Here is a 20,590-nt window from a genome sequence, read left to right on the forward strand (position 1 = left end):
GGTCAGCGCCGCCGTCCGGCGTGACCCGGTGCGCCCGTCACAGGTCCTTGCCCAGCCGTAGGGCGTCATAGACGGCGGCGTGGATGTTGCGGCCGGCCACGGCGTCCCCGATGCGGAACAGCTGATAACCGCCCTCCGGGTTACGCACCACCTGCTGGGGGCGCCCGGCCAGCAGCGCTGCCTGGTCGACGGCGCCGCCGTTGATCGAGCCGCCACGAAGCTCCTGGTACAGCTCGTCGTTGGTCTCGACACCGACGTCGGCGACCACGTGGTCGACGATCCGCTCGCTGCGGTGATCGCTGTGATCCGAGCCCAGGACGGCGCGCAGCCGGCCGCCGTCCTGCGGGTGGCGGTGCACGGCGAGCAGCCGTTGGTTCAGCGTGATCCGGGTGTCGGTCTCGTTGAAGGCCCGGGCATACGGCACGTGGTTCATGCCGCCCACCTCGACGCCGAGCATCCGTTCCGGGGTGACGAGCTCGAGGCGGGCGCCCGAGCGGGCCAGCAGCTCGGCGGCGGACAGCGCCGAGTGGGTGCCGAAGTCGTCGTAGAGCAGGACGTCGCCGCGCAGGTGGACCTCACCACCCAGCACCTGCCAACTGGTGACCGTGTGCTGCCCGCCGGTCTCGAGCTGGACGTCGGCGGCCAGCGCGCCGGTCGCCACGATCACCACCTCGGGGTCGAGGGCGAGCACGTCGTCCGGCTCGGCGAAGGTGTTGCACCGCACCGTCACCCCGAGCCGGGCCAGTTCGCTCACGCGCCAGTCGACGATGCCGATGAGGTCGGCGCGACGGCGATTGCGCACCGCCAGACGTAGCTGCCCACCCGGGGCATCCATCACCTCGAGCAGGGTGACCGTGTGCCCCCGTTCACCGGCGACCCGGGCCGCCTCCAGCCCGGCCGGCCCGGCACCGATGATCACGACCCGGCGCGAGCGCTCGGCGCGGGGGATCTCGTGTGGCATGGTGGCCTCGCGGCTGGTGGCCGCGTTGTGCACACACAGCGCCTCACCGGCCTCGTAGATCCGGTCCAGGCAGTAGGTCGCCCCGACGCAGGGACGGATCCGGCTCTCCTGCCCCGCGGCCACCTTGCGGGCGATGTGCGGGTCGGCCATGTGAGCCCGGGTCATGCCGACCAGGTCGAGTTTGCCGGCCTCGATGGCGTACCGGGCGGTGGAGATGTCGTCGATCTTCGCCGAGTGCAGCACCGGCAGCGCGGTGGCGGCCTTGACCTGGCCACAGAAGTCCAGGTTCGGCGCCGAGGGCATGCCGTGAATCGGGATCACGTGGGCCAACTCGGCATCGGTGGCGATGGTGCCCCGGATCACGTTCACGAAGTCGATCAGGCCCTCGACCTCGAGCGCCGCCAGGATGCGCAGGCCGGTGGCGGTGCCGAAACCGCCGGGGTGAACCTCGTCGATCGCCATTCGGATGCCGACGATGAACTCCGGTCCGACCTGCTTGCGGATGGCCCGCAACACGTTCTGGGCGAAGGCGATCCGGTTCTCCAGCGATCCGCCGTACTCGTCGGTGCGATGGTTGGTCAGCGGCGACCAGAACTGGTCGAGCAGGTGACCGTAGGCCTCGAGCTCGATGCCGTCCATGCCGCCGGCCTGCATCCGGGCCGCGGCGTCGGCGAAATCGGCGGTGATGCGTTCGACGTCCCAGTCCTCGATCGGCTTGGGGATCGCCCGGTGGGCCGGCTCGCGCAGCGGGGACGGCGCCACCACCGGCAGCCAGTCACCGGTGCCCCACCCGGTGCGCCGGCCCAGGTGGGTCAGTTGGATCATGCAGGCGGCGCCCCGCTCGTGCACGTCGTCGGTGAGGCGGCGGATCCACGCCACGATGGCATCGTCGTAGGCGTGCAGGTTGCCGAAGGCCGGGGGGCTGTCCCGCGAGACCACGGCGGAGCCTGCTGTCATCGTCAAACCGATTCCGCCGCGGGCCTTCTCGACGTGGTAGAGCCGGTAACGGTCCTTCGGCATGCCGTCCTCGGAATAGGCCGGCTCGTGGGCAGCCGAGAACAGCCGGTTGCGCAAGGTCAGGTGCCTCAAGCTGAACGGGCGCAGCAACGGGTCGTCGTTCACGGCGTCTCCTCGAGGCGGGTGGACAGCAACCGGCAGTACCAGTCGATGAACTGGATCACGCCTTCCTCTTCCACCGGGGCATACGGCCCCGGCCGATACGCGGGGGAGGTGACCCCGCGCTGGGTGCGCTCGACCAGGGCGGCGTCCTGCCCGTTGGTGGTCAGCCACACCTCGGTGAGCGTCGTGAGGTCGTAGTCCATCCCCTCGACGGCCTCGCCGGGCACCAGCCAGGTGGTGCGCAGCTCACTGGTCGTCGGCGTCAGGGGCAGCAGCCGGAACAGCACCGCGTGGTCGGCCTGCACGTGGTTCCAGGTGGAGGGGTAGTGGTAGAGCAGCAGGTCGCCGACGTCACCGTTCGGCACCAGTGAGGTTGCCGGGAACCGTTGGGCGACAGCCGGTTTGCCGTTCAGAGTCATGGCCGCCGCGCCGTCCAGCAGGGCCATGCGCATCACCCGGTAGGCGTTGTCGTCGCTGCTCAGGAATTCGCTCGGCAGCCCCGCCGCCTGGCACCGGGCCACGAGTTCCGCGGTGGCCCGGGCCTCCTCGGGTGAGCCGCCGCCGGAGTGCAAGGGGGCCTCGGGGAAGGTGCGGCAGAGTTCGGGGTGGCTGGCGCGGCAGTGGTAGCACTCCCGGTTGTTCTCCATCACCAGCTTCCAGTTGCCCTGTTCCACGATGGCCACGGAGTGGGCCACGCGCGCCGAGCCCAGGTCGAACGGTGCGAGGTACGGCTCGACCAGGGCACGCAACGGCGCGGCGTCCGGTGGCGTGTCCGCGACGCACACGAACACCAGCCCGCCGATGCTCACGCAGTGGGCCGAACCCAGGCTCAGCTCGCCGTCCGGATCGCCCGTGGGCAGGTCGGGGGGCATCGCCCGGGCGCGGTGCAGGGCGCCGTCCAGCCGGTAAGCCCACTGGTGGTACGGGCAGACCAGGGTGCGGGTGATCCGTCCGGCGGGCTCACTGCACAGCTGTGCCCCGCGGTGGCGACAGACGTTGTGCAGGGCGCGCAGCACGCCGTCCAGCCCGCGCACGACGATCAGCGGGTATCGGCCGACGGTCAGGGTCAGGAAGGCCCCCGGTGCGGCCAGTTCGGCCTCGGCGCCGGCCAGCACCCACTCGCGGTGCCAGATGTGATCCAGGTCGGCCTCGAAGGCCGCTTCGCCGGTATAGAACGGGCCGGGCAACGAGTACCCCGGACGGCGCGAGCTGAGCAGATCGGCCACGGATCCCGTGCTGGTCTGGCGCATGCACCCCTCCCGGGTCGCGGTCAGGCGCCCAGGCTACGGTCACCGCTGAGCGGACACCAGGGTTTGGTATCCGGTCATCCCATCACTCATCGCGGAGGGGCCTGCGGTGCGGTGAGCCCGGGCAGCAGGTCGACAAACGTGCACGGATTGCATGATCACGGGGGATATGTGCACGGATTGCATGATCACCGAGGGGTCGAGGGGGCAGGGCCGGTGATGACCTCGTGCAGGGCGCCGATGAGCAGGTCGACATCGGCCGGCGTGGCCACCAGGGGCGGGGCGAGGCGGATGGTCGAGCCATGGGCATCCTTGGCCAGTACCCCGCGCTCGAGCAGTGCCTCACAGACGGCACGTCCGGTCGAGAAGGCCGGGTCGATGTCGATGCCGGCCCACAATCCGCGCACCCGGACGGCGAGCACCCGGTCGGTGGGCAACTGCGCGAGGCCCTCGGCGAGCTGGGCGCCGAGCTCGCGCGCCCGGGCCTGGTACTCCCCGGTGGACAGCATGGCGACCACCTCGTGCCCGATCGCCGCGGCCAACGGGTTGCCGCCGAATGTCGACCCGTGCGAACCCGGTGTGATCACCTCGAGCACGTCGGCGTCGGTGGCGATCGCCGAGACGGGCACCAGGCCACCCCCCAACGCCTTGCCCAGCACGTACATGTCGGGCACGACGTCGTCCAGGTCGCAGGCGAACGTCGCGCCGGCGCGCCCCAGGCCCGACTGGATCTCGTCGGCGATCATCAGCGCGCCGTGGGCGCTGCACACTCGGCGAACTCCCGCCAGGTATCCCTCCGGGGGGATCACCACGCCACGCTCACCCTGGATCGGCTCCAGCAGCACCGCGACGGTGTCGTCGTCCATGGCGGCCTGCAGCGCCTCGAGGTCGCCGTAGGGCACCACCCTAAAGCCCGGGGTGAACGGTCCGTAGTGGCGCTTGGCCTCCTCGTCGGTGGTGAAACTGATGATCGTGGTCGTCCGGCCGTGGAAGTTGTGGGCCATCACGATGATGTTGGCCCGCTCGGGGTCGACCTTGTGCCGCTCCTGGCCGTAGCGACGGGCCACCTTGATGGCGGTCTCGACCGCCTCGGCGCCGGTGTTCATCGGCAGCACGGCGTCCTTGCCGGTCAGCGCGGCGAGGTCGCGGACGAACGGTCCGAGCTGATCGTTGTAGAACGCGCGGCTGGTCAGCGTGAGCCGGTCCAGCTGGGCATGGGCGCGGGCCAGCAGGCGCGGATGGCCGTGCCCGAAGTTGAGGGCCGAGTACCCGGCCAGGCAGTCCAGGTAACGCCGGCCGGCCACGTCGGTGACCCAGGCCCCCTCACCGTGCGCCAGTACCACCGGCAGTGGGTGGTAGTTGTGTGCCGCGAACCGCTCGGTGAGGGCGATGTGGGCGGCGGCGTCGAGGCTGGTCGGGGCCGGGGCGACGGGCGGCGTGGTCATGAGGGGGAGCTTCTCATGGAGTGCCTCAAGTGAGAGGGAGCGCGGGTCGACAAGCCAATCGAGGCGTCTCGGCTGTTCGGCCGAGAGGACGGACGACGGCAAGGGGCTCACCGCGATGACGACACCACCGGGGACAGGTCAGGGTGCGCGGCTGCGGATCGCCGACCTTCCGATACTGCTGAAGATCGTCATCGTGGCGCTCGTGGCAGCCGCCGCCGCAGGAATCGCCGCCGCTGTCGGATTGGTGGAACTCCGATCGACTGCGGCGGTCACCGAATCCCTCTACTCCGAGGATGTCGTTGCCCTGACCGCCTTGACTGAGATCGAGACCGGGGTGGGTCAGTCCTCGAGTCAACTGCTCACCCTGTTGATCGCCCAGGAACAGGATGAGCGCGACTCGGCGCTCGCGGGGCTGAAGGCCAGTACAGCGCAAGTCGACGCCGCACTCGGGGTGTTCGAGCCCCACGCCGCCGACCCGGCACTGCTGCGCGACTTCACTGCGCTGTGGAAGCAATACGTCGCGCTTCGTGACACCAAGCTGCTCCCGGCGGCCCTCGCGGGTGATATCGAGGCCTACGACCGAGAGCGCGACGCGTTCGTCGACCCTGTAACGGCCAAGCTGACAGCTTCCCTGGTGAAGGTCGAGGCCTCCGCGGACGACGACGCCAAGCGCCGGGTGGACACCGCGGCGGTTGCCTACCGCAGCTCGCAGATCCTGGTGTCGACGCTCCTGCTGGCGGGGGTGGTCGTGGCCTTCGTCATCGCGTTCCTCATCGCCCGCCAGATCCGCAACGCGCTCAGCCGGACGGCCGCCGTCGCACAGGGGCTGGCCCACAACGATCTGACCGTGCGCAGTGGTGTGGACAGCCGGGACGAAATCGGGCGCATGGCGGCCGACCTCGACGGCGCCGTCGAGGGCCTGCAGAACGTCGTGCGTTCGGTGAGTGCCACCGCGGACGCCGTCGCGGCGTCCAGCGAGGAACTGTCGGCCACCACGAACCAGATCGCCGTCGCTGCCGCCGATTCCTCGGAGAAGGCCTCGGTGATGGCCGCGGCCTCCACCGAGGTGACCGCCTCGGTCGCCAACGTGGCCGGTGCCGCCGAAGAGATGAGTGCCTCGATCCGCGAGATCGCCGACAACGCCTCTCAGGCGGCGACCACGGCGTCCTCGGCGGCGACCGAGGCCGAGGCCATCCAGGAGACGGTCCGGACCCTGGGGGAGTCCTCGCAGGAGATCGGCAAGGTGATCGCGTTGATCAACGCCATCGCCGAGCAGACCAACCTGCTCGCGCTGAACGCCACCATCGAGGCCGCTCGGGCCGGCGAGGCGGGTAAGGGCTTCGCGGTGGTGGCCGGCGAGGTCAAGGAGCTGGCCCAGCAGACGGCGAGTGCCACCAGCGACATCTCGTCGCGGGTCGAGGCGATCCAGGCCGAGACCCTCAAGGCCGTGACCGCGATCGATCAGATCACCGGCACCGTCGCCACCATCAGCTCGTTGCAGACCACGATCGCCGGCGCGGTGGAGGAACAGACCGCGACCACGGCCGAGATCTCTCGGTCGGTGCAGGAGGCCGCGGGCGGCTCGGAGCAGGTCAGTTCCGACGTCCAGCGCGTGTCCGACGCGGCGGACAGCACCCGCACCGGGGTGGCCGAGGCTCAGCAGGCGACCAACGAGCTGGCGCGGATGGCCGCCGAGCTGCGCCAGTTGACCGGGCAGTTCATCGTCTGAGGCCGTCCGCCCCATCGGTCATCAGCGAGGCCGCGGCCCGGGTCATTCTCGGGCCGCGGCCTCCTGTGCTGGCGGGGGGTGGGCGGCGGCCCAGGTCAGGTAGGCCTCCTCGGCCACCGGCAGCGTGGGGAACAGCCGGTCCTCGCCGATGAGTTCGACCAGCCCGGCACGTCCGAGCGGTTCCAGCATGTCCTTCTTCACCCGGGCCAGGGCCATGATCACCCCTCGTTCGGTCAGATCGCCGTGCAGGGCACGCAGACCGTCGGCCGCGGTGATGTCGATCTCGACGTTGGCCTCGACGTTGAGGATGAACCAGCGCACCGGATGGGCGGGGTCGGCCCGGTTCTCGAGGTCGACGGCCAACATGGCCCGACGACGCAGGTCACTCACGTTGGCGAAGAACAGCGGCGCGTCGTAGCGGTACACGACCAGGCCGGGCAACGTCGTGGCGTCCGGGTAGTCGTCCACGTCGTGCATGCCGGCCAAGCCCTCGACCCGACCCAGCACCCCTTCGTGCGGGCGGGCCAGCCGCTGGGCCATCTCGAGCAGGCTCAGCGCGATGGCGATGCCGACCCCGGCGAGGATGCCGAACACGACAGTGCCCACACAGGCCAGGGCGGCCAGGATCAGCTCCGCCGTGCGGAACCGGGCCAACCGCACGATGTCGTGCCACGAGACCAGCTTGCTCGCCGCGTAGATCACCACCGCGCCGAGGGCTGCCGAGGGCAGCTGAGCCAGCAGCGGCCCCGCCACGAACAGCACCGCCACGATGCACCCCGCAGCCACCAGGGAGTACATCTGGCTGCGCGCACCCGCCGCGATGGCCAGAGCCGTGCGCGAGCCGGACGAGGAGACCGGGAACCCACCGAACAGGCCGCTGGCCAGGTGCACTCCGCCCAGGGCGACCAACTCCTGCTGCGGATCGACGTCGGTGTTCTCGCGCGGCCGGCCCTCCTCCTGCTGGGGCCGGAACGCCCGCCCGATCAGGGTGTTGTCGCTGTAGGCCACGATGGCCACCCCGAGACCGGCCAGCACCAGGGCGGACAGATCGTCCAGGCTGAGCACCGGCAGGTGCAGACCGGGCAGGCCCGACGGCACCTCGCCGGTGGCCTTCACCCCCCGCGCCGGCAGGTCCAGCAGCGCGCTGGCCAGCGTTGCCGCGGCGACGGCGATGAGCGGCCCCGGCCAGTTCGGCCGCAGCAGGATGACGCCGAGCAACAGGGTCAGGGTGCCGGCGGCCACGGCCAGAGTGGCCCAGTGGGTGTTCGGGACGACGTCGAGGAACGAGCCGATCTGAGCCACGATCGACTCGCCGTCGACCGTGGTGCCGGTCACTCGACCCAGTTGGCCGACGACCATGAGTACCGCGCCCCCGGCCAGATAGCCCACGAGCAGCGGCTGGGACAACAGATCGGCGATCACGCCGAGGCGGGCGAACCGGGCGATCAGGCACCACGCGGCGACCACCAGGCACAGCCCCGAGGTCAGCGTGGCCACCCGGACGGGGTCGCCGTCAGCCATGGGGGCGACCGTGGCGCCGGCCAGGAGGGCGACGGTGGATTCCGGTCCCACCGAGAGCACCCGGGACCCACCCAGGACGGCGTAGACCAGGCAGGCGGCGAGCGCCGTCCACAAGCCGGCGACCGGCTGCACATCGACGATTGCGGCGTAGGCCATGACCTGCGGGACCAGGTAGGCGGCCACCGCGACCCCGGCGAACACATCCGCGCGCAGCCAGCGGCGAGGGTAGGCGCGCAGGACGCCCAGACCGGGCGCGAGGGTGGGCAGGGTCTGCCACAGGCTGCGCCGAGGCGGGACATCGAGGTCGTAGGTGGCAGCGGGACGTCGTCGGAGACGGTTCACTCTTCTGTCACCTCTGGGCCATGGGCGGTTAACGCCGGGAAGGTCATGCTTTCGGTGCCGGGGGCCAGCGTCAAGCAGGTGTCAAGGACCGGGCGCCGGCGACCGAGAACCAGACGGTGACCGGGTTCGCACGCAGGCGCATCGATCAGCCGTCCGCCCCTGAGATGACCGGGGACGGGGACGTGCCCACCTCGCCGACCGGGGGGGACGGCGTCCGGCGTGGTCTGGCCGTGACCGTGCTGGCCGTGCTCGCCGGGTGGACCGGGCTCCACGCGGTGCTCTCGCCGCTGCTGCTGTCCGGGCAGCAGCTCTCGATGACCATCGCGGTCGACGTCCTGGCGACGGCCTCGCTGACGACGGCCGTGCTGCTGGCGCGCCGTCCGGACCCGTGGTCGCTCACCCTGCCCTTGGCGCTCGCCCCGGCCCTGGCTGCCGGGCGGGCCGTCGCCTCGGGAGAGCCGCTGATCGGCCTGGATGCGGGGATGTGCCTGCTGGTGGCAGCGCTGCTGCTGCCCCGGTTGCACCTGGTGCTGGTCTCCGCCACGGCGGTGGCCGCCTGGGCGGGGGTCGGCGCGTACGGCATCGTGGTGCACCTGGTCTCGGGGTCGGTCGCCGGTGAGCCCTCGGGGCGCGTGGCCGGAGCCTGGGCCTATGCGATGGCGATGGTGGCCGGATCGGCCCTGGTGGCCCGGTCGGTGCAGGCTCTGGTGAGCCACCACTCGCCCGCCGAGGAGCCGCGGGAGGAGCCGGACGGCGCAGCTCACGACCCTCTGACCGGCCTGGCCAACCGCGCCGGGATCGAGCTCGCGGCGGCCCCCATGATCGAGCACGCCCGGCGCAGCGGTCAGGCCGTGCACTGCCTGTACATCGACGTCGACGGGTTGCGAGCGGTGAACGAGGCTGTCGGCCTGGCCGGTGGGGACGCCGTGCTGCGCGACGTCGCCGCCGTGGTGCACGGCTGCGTCCGTGGCACCGACGTGGTGTGTCGCTGGAACGGGGACGAGTTCGTGGTGCTCGGGCCGGGCACCGGGATGTCGCCGCTGGAGCTGGAACGACGCGTGCGAGCCCGCCTGATCACCGACCCACCCGTGCCGGTGGAGGTCTGGAATGGCCGGGTGAGCATCGGGTCGGCCACTCTGGTGCCGTGGGACGACGGGGACCTGGGCGCACTGGTGGCACGCGGCGAGATGGACATGCAGATGCGTCGCTCGCTGCGCCGCCAGAGCCAGGACCGTTTGGCGGGGCCCTTGGGTCCCCGGGCGAGCGGGACGCCGTCGGGCGAGAACACCGAGGGCACCCTGCGCGGCTGACCGCGCCGGGCCGGATCACGGCCCTGTTCGCGGCCTGTCATCCGCTGCCCTGCGCGGCGGTCACCCTCTTCGCCGCCGCCTGGGCTCTGGTCGTCGCGGACGCCGGACGCGCCGCGGCGGTGGCGTTGGCCGTCCTGCTCGGGCAACTGTCGATCGGCTGGGGCAACGATGCCCTGGACGCCGCCCGTGACACGACGGCCGGACGCCGCGACAAACCGGTGGCCTCGGGGCGCGTCGGCGTCCGGACCGTGGCGGCAGCAGCCGGGCTGGCCCTGGCGGCGTGCGTACCGGCATCCCTGGCGCTGGGGTGGCGGCCCGGGCTGCTGCACCTGATCGCGGTGGCGTCCGGATGGTCGTACAACCTGGCGCTCAAGCGGGGTCCGCTGTCGCCGCTGCCGTACGCCCTCTCGTTCGGGCTGTTGCCCTCGGTGGTCGCCCCGCCGCCGGTCGCGGTCGCCTCGGCGGCGGCGCTGTTGGGGGTGGCGGCGCACTTCGCCAACACCGTCGCCGACGTCGAGGCCGACGCACTCACCGGGGTGCGCGGCCTGCCGCAACGCCTCGGGCCGCGGCGCTCGCTGCACGCCGCAGCCGGATGTCTGGCCGCTGCAGCACTCTGCCTGCTGGCCACGCCGGGGGCGCCGGGGTGGGCCGTGGTGCGGGCCGTCGTCCTGGGGGCGGGCGCGGCCGTGGGGCTGGGCGTGGCGGCGGTGGGACCGAGACTGGGGCGACAGGCCTTCGTCGGAGTGCTGGTCGCGGTGGCACTGGTGATCGCGGGCTACCTGGCCTCGGCGCCCGCCTGAGGTGGTGGCGAGGCGCGATATCGAGTCCGGGCGCAGGGTCGTCGTCCGATACCCTGAACGGGTGCGTGGCGCGCTGCCGTCCGTGACCGGACTGCTCCTTACCGGGCCGCGCTGAGTGCGGGTCCCTTACCCGTCAGCTGCTCAGCGCGGCGCCCCGTCATGTGTTCGAACGCCGCCGGCCGAGGGCTGATGTGGCGACCGAGACCCGAAGGATTGCCCCGATCATGACCCAGATGGATGTCGCCGCCGAGAACGAGGCCGCGCGTTACGACGTCACCGCGATCCAGGACCGCTGGCAGGGCGTGTGGGACGAGCTGGCCCCGTTCCGCAGCGGCCGCCCGGACGACGCCCGCCCGTGCAAATACGTGCTGGACATGTTCCCCTACCCCTCCGGCGACCTGCACATGGGTCACGCCGAGGCCTACGCGCTGGGTGACGTCGTGGCGCGGTACTGGGTGCAGCGCGGCTACAACGTGATGCACCCGATCGGCTGGGACTCCTTCGGGCTGCCCGCCGAGAACGCCGCCATCAAGCGTGGCGCGGACCCGCGAGTGTGGACCTACGACAACATCGCGCAGCAACTGTGCTCGATGCGCCGGTACGCCTGCTCGTTCGACTGGGATCGGATCCTGCACACCTCCGACCCGGAGTACTACCGGTGGAACCAATGGCTGTTCAACAGGTTTCATGAGCGCGGCCTGGCCTACCGCCGGCCGAGCCTGGTCAACTGGTGTCCCAAGGACCAGACCGTGCTGGCCAACGAACAGGTCGTCGGCGGGCTGTGCGAGCGCTGCGACACCCCGGTCACCAAGAAGAAGCTGACCCAGTGGTACTTCAAGATCACTGACTATGCCGACCGGCTGCTGGACGACATGGCCCAGCTGGAGGGTGCCTGGCCCGACAAGGTGCTGAGCATGCAGCGCAACTGGATCGGGCGCTCGTCCGGCGCCGACGTGGTCTTCGCGATCGAGGGTCGCGAGCAGCCGGTCACGGTCTACACCACCCGGCCCGACACGCTGTTCGGGGCCACCTTCTTCGTGGTCGCGGTCGATTCCGAGCTGGCGGCCGAACTGGCCGCGATGGCCGACGAGGCCACGCAGACGGCGTTCGCCGCCTACCTGGACGACGTGCGTCGCGCCAGCGACATCGACCGGTTGGCCACCGACCGCCCCAAGACCGGGGTGTTCCTGGGCCGCCACGCGATCAACCCGGTCAACGGCGAGCAGATCCCGATCTACGCGGCGGACTACGTGCTGGCCGACTACGGCCACGGCGCGATCATGGCGGTGCCCGCGCACGACCAGCGTGACCTGGACTTCGCCAAGGCGTTCGACCTGCCGGTGCGCGTGGTGGTCGACGTCCGGGGCGAGGACGGCGCGCCGCTGCCGGACCCGGCGCTGACCTTCGAGGCCACCGCGGGTGACGGCGTCCTGGTGAACTCGGGCCCGCTGGACGGGCTGCGCAAGGCCGACGCGATCGAGCGGATCATCGAGATCCTGGGCGCCAAGGGGTTGGGGCGCCCGGCGACCAACTACCGGCTGCGCGACTGGCTGATCTCGCGGCAGCGCTACTGGGGCACGCCGATCCCGATCGTGCACTGCCCGGCCTGCGGTGAGGTACGGGTGCCGGACGAGCAGCTGCCGGTCGAGCTGCCGCCCGCCGCCGGGCTGGACCTGCGACCCAAGGGCACCTCGCCGCTGGGCGGGGCCAGCGACTGGGTGAACGTCGACTGCCCGAGCTGTGGCGGCCCGGCGCAGCGCGACACCGACACCATGGACACCTTCGTGGACTCGTCCTGGTACTACCTGCGGTACACCTCGATCGGTCGCGACGACGTGCCGTTCGACGTCGCCGAGGTCGAGAAGTGGGCGCCGATCGACCAGTACGTCGGCGGGGTCACCCACGCGATCCTGCACCTGTTGTACTCGCGGTTCTTCACCAAGGTGCTGCACGACATGGGCCTGGTGAGCTTCACCGAGCCGTTCACGCGTCTGCTGAACCAGGGCATGGTGCAGATGAACGGCTCGGCGATGAGCAAGTCTCGCGGCAATCTGGTGAAGCTGAGCGATCAGCTGGACGAGCACGGCGTGGACGCCGTCCGGCTGACCCTGGTCTTCGCCGGGCCGCCCGAGGACGACATCGACTGGGCCGACGTCTCGGCGGCCGGGTCCGCGCGGTTCCTGGCGCGCGCCTGGCGACTGTCCGGTGACGTGACCTCGCCTGTGGGCGTGGAGGTTTCGGGCGGGGATGCCGCGCTGCGGGCGCTGACCCACCGCACCGTTCACGAGGCCGGCCAGCTGATCGAGTCGTTCCGGTTCAACGTGGCCGTCGCCCGGGTGATGGAGCTGGTCAACGCCGTCCGCAAGGCGATCGACAGTGGGGTCGGTGGCGCCGACCCGGCCGTGCGTGAGGCCACCGAGGCGGTCGCGATCATGCTGTCGCTGTTCGCGCCCTACGCCGCCGAGGACATGTGGTCACGGCTGGGACACCAGCCGTGCGTGGCGCTGGCCGGTTGGCCGGCGGTCGAGGCCGCCCTGCTGGTGGAGGAGACGGTGACCTGCGTCGTCCAGGTGGCGGGCAAGGTGCGCGACCGGCTGGAGGTGGCGCCCGGCATCGGCGCCGACGAGCTGCGCGAGCTGGCCCTGGCTCGGCCGGCAGTTCAGAAGGCATTGGGCGAGAAGGGGATTCGTACGGTCGTGGTGCGTCAGCCGCGGCTGGTCAACGTGGTTCCGGCCTGAGCCGTCGATGGCGCGGGTTGTTGTCGTCACCGACTCCACGTCCTACCTGCCGGAGGGGTTGGCGGCGGCGCGCGACCTGATCGTCGTGCCATTGCAGGTGGTCCTGGGCGGACGGTCGCTGGCCGAGGGCGTCGAGGTCGACAGCGCGCAGGTCGCCGCGGAGTTGATCGCGGGGCGCTCGGTGACCACGTCGCGTCCCTCGCCGGCGCTGTTCGCCCAGACCTACCGGGACGCCGCCCGGGCGATCGGCGGGGACGTACGGATCGTGTCGGTGCACCTGTCGGCCGACCTGTCCGGCACCGTGGACGCCGCCCGCACCGCCGCCCGCGAGGTGGCCGGTGAGGGCCTCGAGGTGCTGGTCGTGGATTCGCGGAACCTGGCCCTGGGGCTGGGGTTCGCCGCCCTGGCCGCGGTGCGGGCCGCGGCGGCGGGGGAGCCCGCCGAGCGGGTGGCCGAGCTCGCGGCGCGGTGCGCCTATGGCACCGGCACCTGGCTGTACGTCGACACCCTGGACCACCTGCGCCGTGGCGGGCGGATCGGCGCCGCCGCCGCGGTGGTCGGCTCGGCGCTGTCGGTCAAGCCGTTGCTGCAGGTGGTGGACGGGCGGATCGAGCCGTTGGAGCGGGTGCGCACCACCTCGCGGGCACTGGCCCGGCTGGAGGAGATCGTGGTCGGTGCGGTCGGCGCACGCCAGGTGGACCTCGGCGTGCAGCACCTGGGTGCGGCCGATCGCGCGGCCGAGCTGGCGGACCGGTTGCGGGCGCGATTGCCCGGGCTCGGGACGCTGTACCTGGGTGAGGTCGGCGCGGTGATCGGGGCACATGCCGGGCCGGGCCTGGTGGGCGTGGTGGCGGCCCCCGCCGCCCTGGCCACCCACCCCACCCCGGCCACCCACCCCGGCCCGGCCACCCACCCCCGGTGATCATGTAATCCGTGCACAGTGCACACTTCACGTCCGGGCTCGCGAAGTCGGTCTCGTTGCGTCCCCAGGTGGCCGTGATCGTCCCATCGTCCACAGGCGCTGATCGTCGGGCGGTCAGCTCCGTTGCGGCCGCTTAGCGTCACCGGTCATGGCTGTCGCTCCCACCGATCCCCGTGCCCGTCTGGCCGCGCTCACGCGTGGGGGTGGGGGGTGGGTGCCCGAACCGGAACCGCCCACCGCGGCGCTACCCGTGCCGGATCCGGCGTTCGGACCCTCGACGACGGACGACGCCCCGCGTCGTCGGGGGATGCCGCCTCGGGTGATCATCGCCGCGCTGTTCGCCGCGGTGGTGGTCTGCGGTGGGTTGCTCGCCCGGGGCGTCCTCAGCGATGCCGGGGCCGCTGTCGAGACCATTCCGGCGGGGTCACGAACCCTGACCGCGGGCCGACAGGGTGCCGCGCCCACCGGCGCGCCTTACAGCGCGGCGGTCTCGGTGATGTCCCCGGGCGGCCGGGTGGTGGTGCACGTGGTGGGCCGAGTGCGGCGTCAGGGTGTGGTGACGTTGTCGGTGGGGGCCAGGGTCGGTGAGGCGATCACGGCAGCCGGCGGCGCGGCGTCCGGCGCGGCACCGCAGCGGCTCAATCTGGCCCGGCGGGTGGTGGACGGCGAACAGATCGTGGTGCCCGGCCCGCGAGACGCCGTGGCGGTCTCCGGTGCAGCGGCGGCGGGGGGAACTGGTGGCGAACCGGCGGCGCTCGACCTCAACACCGCCACCCAGGCCCAACTCGACGAACTGCCGGGCGTCGGGCCGGTCACCGCGGCAGCGATCATCGCCTGGCGGACCCAGCACCAGCGGTTCAGCCGTGTCGAGGAGCTGGCCGAGGTCGACGGCATCGGCCCCAAGACGCTGGAACGGTTGCGGTCCCGGGTGCGGGTATGACGACGACCGAGGACGGCGCGGCGAGCGCTACGGGGTCTGTGCGTCCGGATCTGCGACTGGTCCCCGCCGCCATCGTGTCGTGGGTGGTGGGTTGGTGGGCCACTGCCCAGGATTCCGGACGAGCCGGGGGCGTCGCCGCATGCTGCGCCCTGGTCGCGGCGGTGGTGGGCCTGCGTGCGTGCCGGGCTCGCTGGTCCCTGACCTCTGGCTCGTCCCGGGCTGTCCGGGCCGTCCGGGTGGTGCTGGCCGCCCAGGTGGTACTGGTGGCGTGTTGCGCCCTGGTGGTGCTCTGCTCGGCCGCGGTCGGCACCGCACTGCGCACCGCCGGGCCGTTCCCGGCCTGGATTGCCCAACGTGCCGTGGTGCAGGTGAGCGGCACCGTGGCGACCGATCCCCACGCGGTGCCCGCCGGGCCGTGGGATTCCCCGGGTGAGGGGGCCGCGGCAAGTCGGTGGGTGGTGCGGGTGGCAGCCGACGAGGTGGGTGCTCGGGGGGCGGTGCATCGGGTGCGCGCATCGGTGGTGGTGCTCGGGGGCGACGGCTGGCAGCGCCTGCACGTGGGCCAGCCGGTGCGGCTCGACGCGCGCGCGGCACCCACCGATCCCGGCGACGACGTGCTGGCGCTGCTCACCGCCCTCGGCCCACCTCGCGTCACGGGCGAGGGCCGATGGTGGTGGCGGGCCGCGCAGACGGTCCGGACGGCGCTGCGAGCCAGCGTGCAAGGCCTGCCCGAGGCTCCCGCCGGGCTGCTGCCCTCCCTGGTGCTGGGTGACACCTCCGCCCTGCCGCCCCAGGTCGAGGCCGATCTGCAGGCCAGCGGATTGACCCACCTGACCGCCGTCAGCGGAGCCAACGTCGCGATCCTGCTCGGCGCGGTGGCGGCCCTGGCAGCCTGGTGCCGCCTGCGGATGCGGCTGCGGGTGCTGGCCTGCGCCCTCACGCTGATCGCGTTCGTGATCCTGGCTCGGCCCGAACCCAGTGTCCTGCGCGCTGCCGTGATGGGAGCCGTCGGCCTGGCCGGGTTGGTGCTGGCTCGCCGCGGCCGAGGGGTGCCGATGCTCGCCGCAGCCGTGATCGTGCTGCTGGGCCTCGACCCGTATCTGGCGCGCAGCGCCGGGTTCGCCCTGTCGGTGGTCGCCACCGGCTCGTTGCTGCTGCTCGCGCCGCCCTGGGCTCGCCGGCTCGAACGGTGGTTGCCCCGTCCGGCGGCTCTCGCCCTGGCGGCCCCGGCCGCGGCGCAGGCCGCCTGCGGTCCGGTGATCGTGTTGCTGCAGCCGGCGGTGAGCACCGTGGCGGTTCCGGCCAACCTGCTGGCCGACCCGGCCGTGATGCCGGCGACGGTGATCGGGGTGCTGGCCGCGGTGGTGGCGCCGTTCTGGCCAGGCGGCGCGCACGCGCTCGCGGCCGTGGGGTGCCTGGCCACCTGGTGGATCACCCAGGTGGCGGCCCGGTTCGCCGAGCTGCCGGGCGCCAATCTGCCCTGGTTTCCCTCGGCCCGTCCGGTGGTGGCCGCGGTGGTACTCGTCGGGTGTACCGCGGTGGTGGTGGCGATGACCCTGGTGAGGCCGGCGGCCGGTAGAGCCTCCCGAGCCGGTCGGGATGATCAGGGCGATGAGGTCGGTCGGGCCGGTCGGACGGGCCGGGCCGGGCCGGGTCGTCGACGCTCACCGGTGGGCACGGCGGCGGCAGCGGCGATCCTGATCGTGCTGGTCGTGCTCGGCTGGTGGAGCCGGGCGTGGTGGCAGTCGGCGCTCGGCTTCCGTGGCCCGGCCCCACCGCCCGACTGGGCCGTGGCGCAATGCGACGTCGGCCAGGGCGATGCCCTCGTGGTCCGCAGCGGTGAGCGGCGTGCCCTCGTGATCGACACCGGCCCCGAGCCCGCCGCCATGGCCCGGTGCCTGGACGATCTCGGCGTGAGCGAGGTCGATCTCGTGATGCTCAGCCACTTTCACGCCGACCACGTCACCGGCTTGCCCGGGGTGCTGCGCGGCCGACGCGTGGCGCAGGTGCTGACCGGCCCGGTTGCCCGTCCCCGGCAGCGGGCCGAGGCAGTGGCCGGTGAGGTGGTGCGGGCGGGCTTGCGACTCACATCCCTGACGGGCGACCTCGCCGGCAGTCTCGGAGCCGACGGTTGGCAGGTGCAGTGGTATCTCGCCGTCCCGCCGCTGCCCCCGGGCGATCTCGGGGAGGACGCCCAGGTCAACGAGGCGAGTCTGGTGACATTCGCGGCGGTGCACACCCCGGATGGGGCACGGCTGCGACTGGCCGCCTTGGGCGACCTCGAAACCGGTGGCCAACAGTGGCTCGACGCGGCCCTGCACTCGGAGCTGGGACGGGCCGCAATCGAGGCGGGGGCACTCGATGTCAGCGGGCAGGTCGACGTGGTGAAGGTGGCCCACCATGGTTCGGCCAAACAGGATCCGCAGCTCTACAGCGACCTGGCCCCTCGGGTGGCGCTGATCGGGGTGGGGATCGACAACGATTACGGCCATCCTGCCCGGTCCGCTCTGAGCATGCTGGCTCGGCTGGGGGTGACGGTGTGCCGCACCGACACCGATCGCCGCGTGGTCGTGACCGCGGAACGGCCGGATCGTCCCGACGGCCAGAGCGCTTTGGGGGTGAGCCGGGGCCGAACCTGACGCACCGTCGTGACGTGGCAGCGGCCGTGTGGTGTACTGCGATGCCGCAGGCCACGTGGCCTGCGAGCCCGGTCTGGAGCCGGTGTGGTGTCGGTGCTCTGGCGACCCGAAGGACAAGGATGAAGATCACCCAGCAGTTCGAGGTCAAGCGGCCGGTGCAGGTCGTCTGGGATTTCTTCCAGGACATCCCCGAGGTGGCGCAGTGCCTGCCCGGCGCCGAGCTGATCTCGGATGACGGCAGCGGCACCTATACCGGTCGGGTTGCGGTCAAACTCGGCCCGATGTCGGCGACCTTCGACGGCTCGGCCACCGTGACCCCGGACGCCGCGGCACGCACCGGCCTGATCGACGGCAAGGGGGAGGACCGGCGCGGCAAGAGCCGGGGAGCAGTCAAGGTCACCTACGCCCTGGCGCCCTCGGCCGACGCGAAGTCCACCAGTGTGACGGTCGATGCCGACGTCACCCTGACCGGGGCTGCCGCTCAGTTCGGTCGTGGCGGCCTGATCACCGAGATGTCCAACCGGTTGATCGCTGAGTTCGTGCAGTGTTGCGAGGGCAAGCTGGCGGCCACCACCGTCGAGGAGCGAGCCGAGATCAAGGCCGCCGAGGTCAAGCCGCTGCAGCTGTTCTTCGCCAGCCTGATCGCATGGATCAAGAAGCTCTTCGGTGGCCGCGCGTAGCCGTCCTGCGGCCAAGTCCTCGGGCAGCGCGCGGTCGTCGTCCCGGGCGACGGTCGCGCCGTCCGAGCTGACCGCTGCGCCCGTCGTCCTGATCACCGGCGGCGAGGACCTGCTCGCCGAGCGGGCCGTGGCGGCGGTGACCGCCTCGGTACGCGCGATCGATCCCGACGCGAGTGTCGAGCGGGTCGAGGCACCAGGCTACGAACCCGGCCGCCTCGTCCAGCTGGCCAGCCCCTCGCTGTTCGGCGGCGGCGCGCTCATCGTGGCCTCGGGCATCGAGGCGGCCAACGACGCCTTCGTCGCCGACGCCACCGCCTACCTCGCCTCCGACCTGCCGGAAGGCGTGTGGCTGGTGCTGCGCCATGCCGGCGGCAACCGGGCCAAACCGTTGCTGGACGCCGCCCGCAAGGCCGGTGCGCCCGAGGCCGCCTGCCTGCCCATCACCAAGGACGAGGAGAAGGTGGACTTCGCCACCGGGGAGTTCACCCGGCTGGGACGGCGAGTCTCACCCCAGGCGGTCCGCGCTCTGGTGGACGCCGTCGGCAGTGACCTGCGTGAGCTCGCCGCGGCGTGCCATCAGCTCGCCGTCGACACTCCTGAGCAGGGCGCCGACGGCGCCCCGGCCCGGATCGAGGCCGATCTCGTCGAGCAGTGGTTCGGCGGTCGGATCGAGGTGACCGGATTCCGGGTCGCCGATGCGGCAGTGGCCGGACGCCCCGATCAGGCGCTCTCCCTGCTGCGGCACGCCCTCGCCACCGGAGCCGACCCGGTGCCGCTGGTGGCGGCCCTGGCGGCCAAGGTCCGCGCCATCGCCAAGGTCTCGGCCGCCGGGCGAGGCCGGTCGGTCGACCTGGCCGCGGCGCTCGGCATGGCCCCGTGGCAGGTGGACCGGGCACGCCGGGAGCTGGCGGGCTGGAGCGACGCCGGACTGGCCACGGCCGTGACTGCGCTGGCCGAGGCGGACTTCGCGGTCAAGGGCGGCGGACGCGACCCGGTCTACGCCGTCGAACGCGCCGTGATGACCATCGCGAACGCTCGCCGCACCTGACTGACCCTCATGATCACTGTCTCGATGCAGGTTTCGAGGGTTTTCGTACCGAATCCCGCATCAAGACAGTGATCATGGCCGGGCGCCAAACGCACGAAGCGCGCCGGGGCACTGCCCTGGCGCGCGACGCCGATCACGACCGGTGGGTCACCGGTCGATCAGGTTCAGAGGGTGGCGGCCTGCTGGGCCATCGCCGACTTGCGGTTGGCGGCCTGGTTCTTGTGGATGACGCCCTTGCTGGCCGCCTTGTCGAGCTTGCGCCCGGCAGCGGCGAGGGCGGCACCGGTCGCCGCGGCATCACCGGAAGCGGCGGCCTCGCGGAAGGCGCGCACGGCGGTCTTCAGCTCGGACTTGACCGACTTGTTGCGCAGGCGGCGCTTCTCGTTGGTCGTGTTGCGCTTGATCTGGGACTTGATGTTGGCCACGTGTCGTCTCTCTGCTGCGGGTGGGTGCACGTCTGCGCGGAGGCGCAAAAGCGATCCGCGTACCGGCCGATCAGATTACCAGCCGTGGCCGAGTGCCTTCGCCACCTGCTCGAAGAGCCCCCGCTCGAGTACGGCGCCTTCCCGCCGCACGGCGTCAGGGTCCAGCCTCAAGATCCGGTCGAGGCGGACTTCGCTGGGTCGGCCTCGCGGGTCCCAGGCGCCGGTGCCGATATCCATCCAGACCCGTCCGGCGCGGTCTCGACGCGCCTCGACCGTGGTGTCGTGATCGTGATCGGTGCTGGTGAGCATCAGGGCCAGTAACCACGCGCCGTCGTGCCCGATCACCAGCACCGGTCGGTCCTTGCCCTGGCGGTGGTCCTCCTCGTACGGCACCCAGGCCCACACGATCTCGCCGCCGTCCGGCCGACCGTCGGCGTGCGGCGCGTACTCGCATCGGACGTCGGTCACCTGGCCGGCGAAGTCCCCCGGATACCCCGGTCGGTTGCGGCCGGTGAGCAACCGGCCGGCCAACCTGGCCAGCCGGCGGCCGAATTCGACGGACGTCGCGCGGGGAATCACCCGTCGATGCTGACACATCGTCCCCGTCGACTCAGGCGTGCCGTTCATGGCCCCTGAGTGTCCGCCTCGGGGCACGACCCACAGTCGACACACGGGCGTAACAGGATGCACATAGCGTTCGGGGCATGGCGGACCTCTTCGACGG

General features: G+C 72.0%; 15 protein-coding genes. 9 read left to right on the forward strand and 6 right to left on the reverse strand.

Features of this window, described 5'->3' with window-relative positions:
• Positions 1 to 37: 37 nt before the first annotated feature.
• From IPK24_19420 to rocD, 3 genes are all read right to left on the reverse strand, one after another.
• Positions 38 to 2,083: an NADH:flavin oxidoreductase gene (locus tag IPK24_19420; protein MBK8077677.1), complete on the reverse strand. Its 2,046-nt coding sequence runs from the start codon at positions 2,081 to 2,083 to the stop codon at positions 38 to 40.
• Entirely contained in the window at positions 2,080 to 3,330 is a 1,251-nt protein-coding gene (locus IPK24_19425; GenBank protein MBK8077678.1) for an aromatic ring-hydroxylating dioxygenase subunit alpha, read from the reverse strand. Before IPK24_19425 ends, IPK24_19420 begins: the two co-directional genes overlap by 4 nt.
• A 185-nt stretch (positions 3,331 to 3,515) precedes the next feature.
• Positions 3,516 to 4,772: an ornithine--oxo-acid transaminase gene (gene rocD / locus IPK24_19430; GenBank protein MBK8077679.1), complete on the reverse strand. Its 1,257-nt coding sequence runs from the start codon at positions 4,770 to 4,772 to the stop codon at positions 3,516 to 3,518.
• 115 nt (positions 4,773 to 4,887) lie between these two features.
• Between rocD and IPK24_19435 the strand changes: the two genes are divergently transcribed.
• Positions 4,888 to 6,501, forward strand: coding sequence for a methyl-accepting chemotaxis protein (locus tag IPK24_19435; protein ID MBK8077680.1), 1,614 nt, complete (start codon positions 4,888 to 4,890; stop codon positions 6,499 to 6,501).
• A gap of 42 nt (positions 6,502 to 6,543) precedes the next feature.
• Here IPK24_19435 and IPK24_19440 read toward each other — a convergent pair whose 3' ends face one another.
• A complete protein-coding gene (locus IPK24_19440) occupies positions 6,544 to 8,364 on the reverse strand; it encodes an STAS domain-containing protein (protein MBK8077681.1) in 1,821 nt (606 codons plus the stop codon).
• Positions 8,365 to 8,546: 182 nt separating this feature from the next.
• Between IPK24_19440 and IPK24_19445 the strand changes: the two genes are divergently transcribed.
• The 8 genes from IPK24_19445 to IPK24_19480 all read left to right on the forward strand — a co-directional run bounded on the left by IPK24_19445 (position 8,547) and on the right by IPK24_19480 (position 19,441).
• Positions 8,547 to 9,674: a GGDEF domain-containing protein gene (locus IPK24_19445; protein MBK8077682.1), complete on the forward strand. Its 1,128-nt coding sequence runs from the start codon at positions 8,547 to 8,549 to the stop codon at positions 9,672 to 9,674.
• 119 nt (positions 9,675 to 9,793) lie between these two features.
• On the forward strand, positions 9,794 to 10,474 hold the full coding sequence (locus tag IPK24_19450; protein ID MBK8077683.1) for a UbiA family prenyltransferase: 681 nt from the start codon (positions 9,794 to 9,796) through the stop codon (positions 10,472 to 10,474).
• Between the two features lie 233 nt (positions 10,475 to 10,707).
• Positions 10,708 to 13,212, forward strand: a complete 2,505-nt coding sequence (locus IPK24_19455; protein ID MBK8077684.1) for a leucine--tRNA ligase — start codon at positions 10,708 to 10,710, stop codon at positions 13,210 to 13,212.
• Positions 13,213 to 13,219: 7 nt separating this feature from the next.
• On the forward strand, positions 13,220 to 14,134 hold the full coding sequence (locus tag IPK24_19460; GenBank protein ID MBK8077685.1) for a DegV family protein: 915 nt from the start codon (positions 13,220 to 13,222) through the stop codon (positions 14,132 to 14,134).
• 307 nt (positions 14,135 to 14,441) lie between these two features.
• Entirely contained in the window at positions 14,442 to 15,074 is a 633-nt protein-coding gene (locus tag IPK24_19465; protein ID MBK8077686.1) for a helix-hairpin-helix domain-containing protein, read from the forward strand.
• Positions 15,071 to 17,713 carry a ComEC/Rec2 family competence protein gene (locus IPK24_19470; protein MBK8077687.1) on the forward strand — a complete coding sequence of 881 codons (2,643 nt, stop codon included), beginning with the start codon at positions 15,071 to 15,073 and terminating at the stop codon, positions 17,711 to 17,713. Before IPK24_19465 ends, IPK24_19470 begins: the two co-directional genes overlap by 4 nt.
• Before the next feature lie 119 nt (positions 17,714 to 17,832).
• Complete coding sequence (locus IPK24_19475) at positions 17,833 to 18,393, forward strand: SRPBCC family protein (protein ID MBK8077688.1); 561 nt, start codon at positions 17,833 to 17,835, stop codon at positions 18,391 to 18,393.
• A gap of 67 nt (positions 18,394 to 18,460) precedes the next feature.
• Positions 18,461 to 19,441, forward strand: coding sequence for a DNA polymerase III subunit delta (locus tag IPK24_19480; protein ID MBK8077689.1), 981 nt, complete (start codon positions 18,461 to 18,463; stop codon positions 19,439 to 19,441).
• A gap of 164 nt (positions 19,442 to 19,605) precedes the next feature.
• Here the strand turns inward: IPK24_19480 and rpsT are convergent, their stop codons facing one another.
• Both rpsT and IPK24_19490 read right to left on the reverse strand, forming a co-directional pair.
• A complete protein-coding gene (rpsT, locus tag IPK24_19485) occupies positions 19,606 to 19,866 on the reverse strand; it encodes a 30S ribosomal protein S20 (GenBank protein ID MBK8077690.1) in 261 nt (86 codons plus the stop codon).
• A gap of 75 nt (positions 19,867 to 19,941) precedes the next feature.
• Positions 19,942 to 20,493: a type II toxin-antitoxin system PemK/MazF family toxin gene (locus tag IPK24_19490; GenBank protein MBK8077691.1), complete on the reverse strand. Its 552-nt coding sequence runs from the start codon at positions 20,491 to 20,493 to the stop codon at positions 19,942 to 19,944.
• Positions 20,494 to 20,590: the final 97 nt, after the last annotated feature.

The sequence above is a fragment of the Kineosporiaceae bacterium genome, assembly GCA_016713225.1.
In the GTDB taxonomy this organism is placed as follows: Bacteria; Actinomycetota; Actinomycetes; order Actinomycetales; family Kineosporiaceae; genus JADJPO01.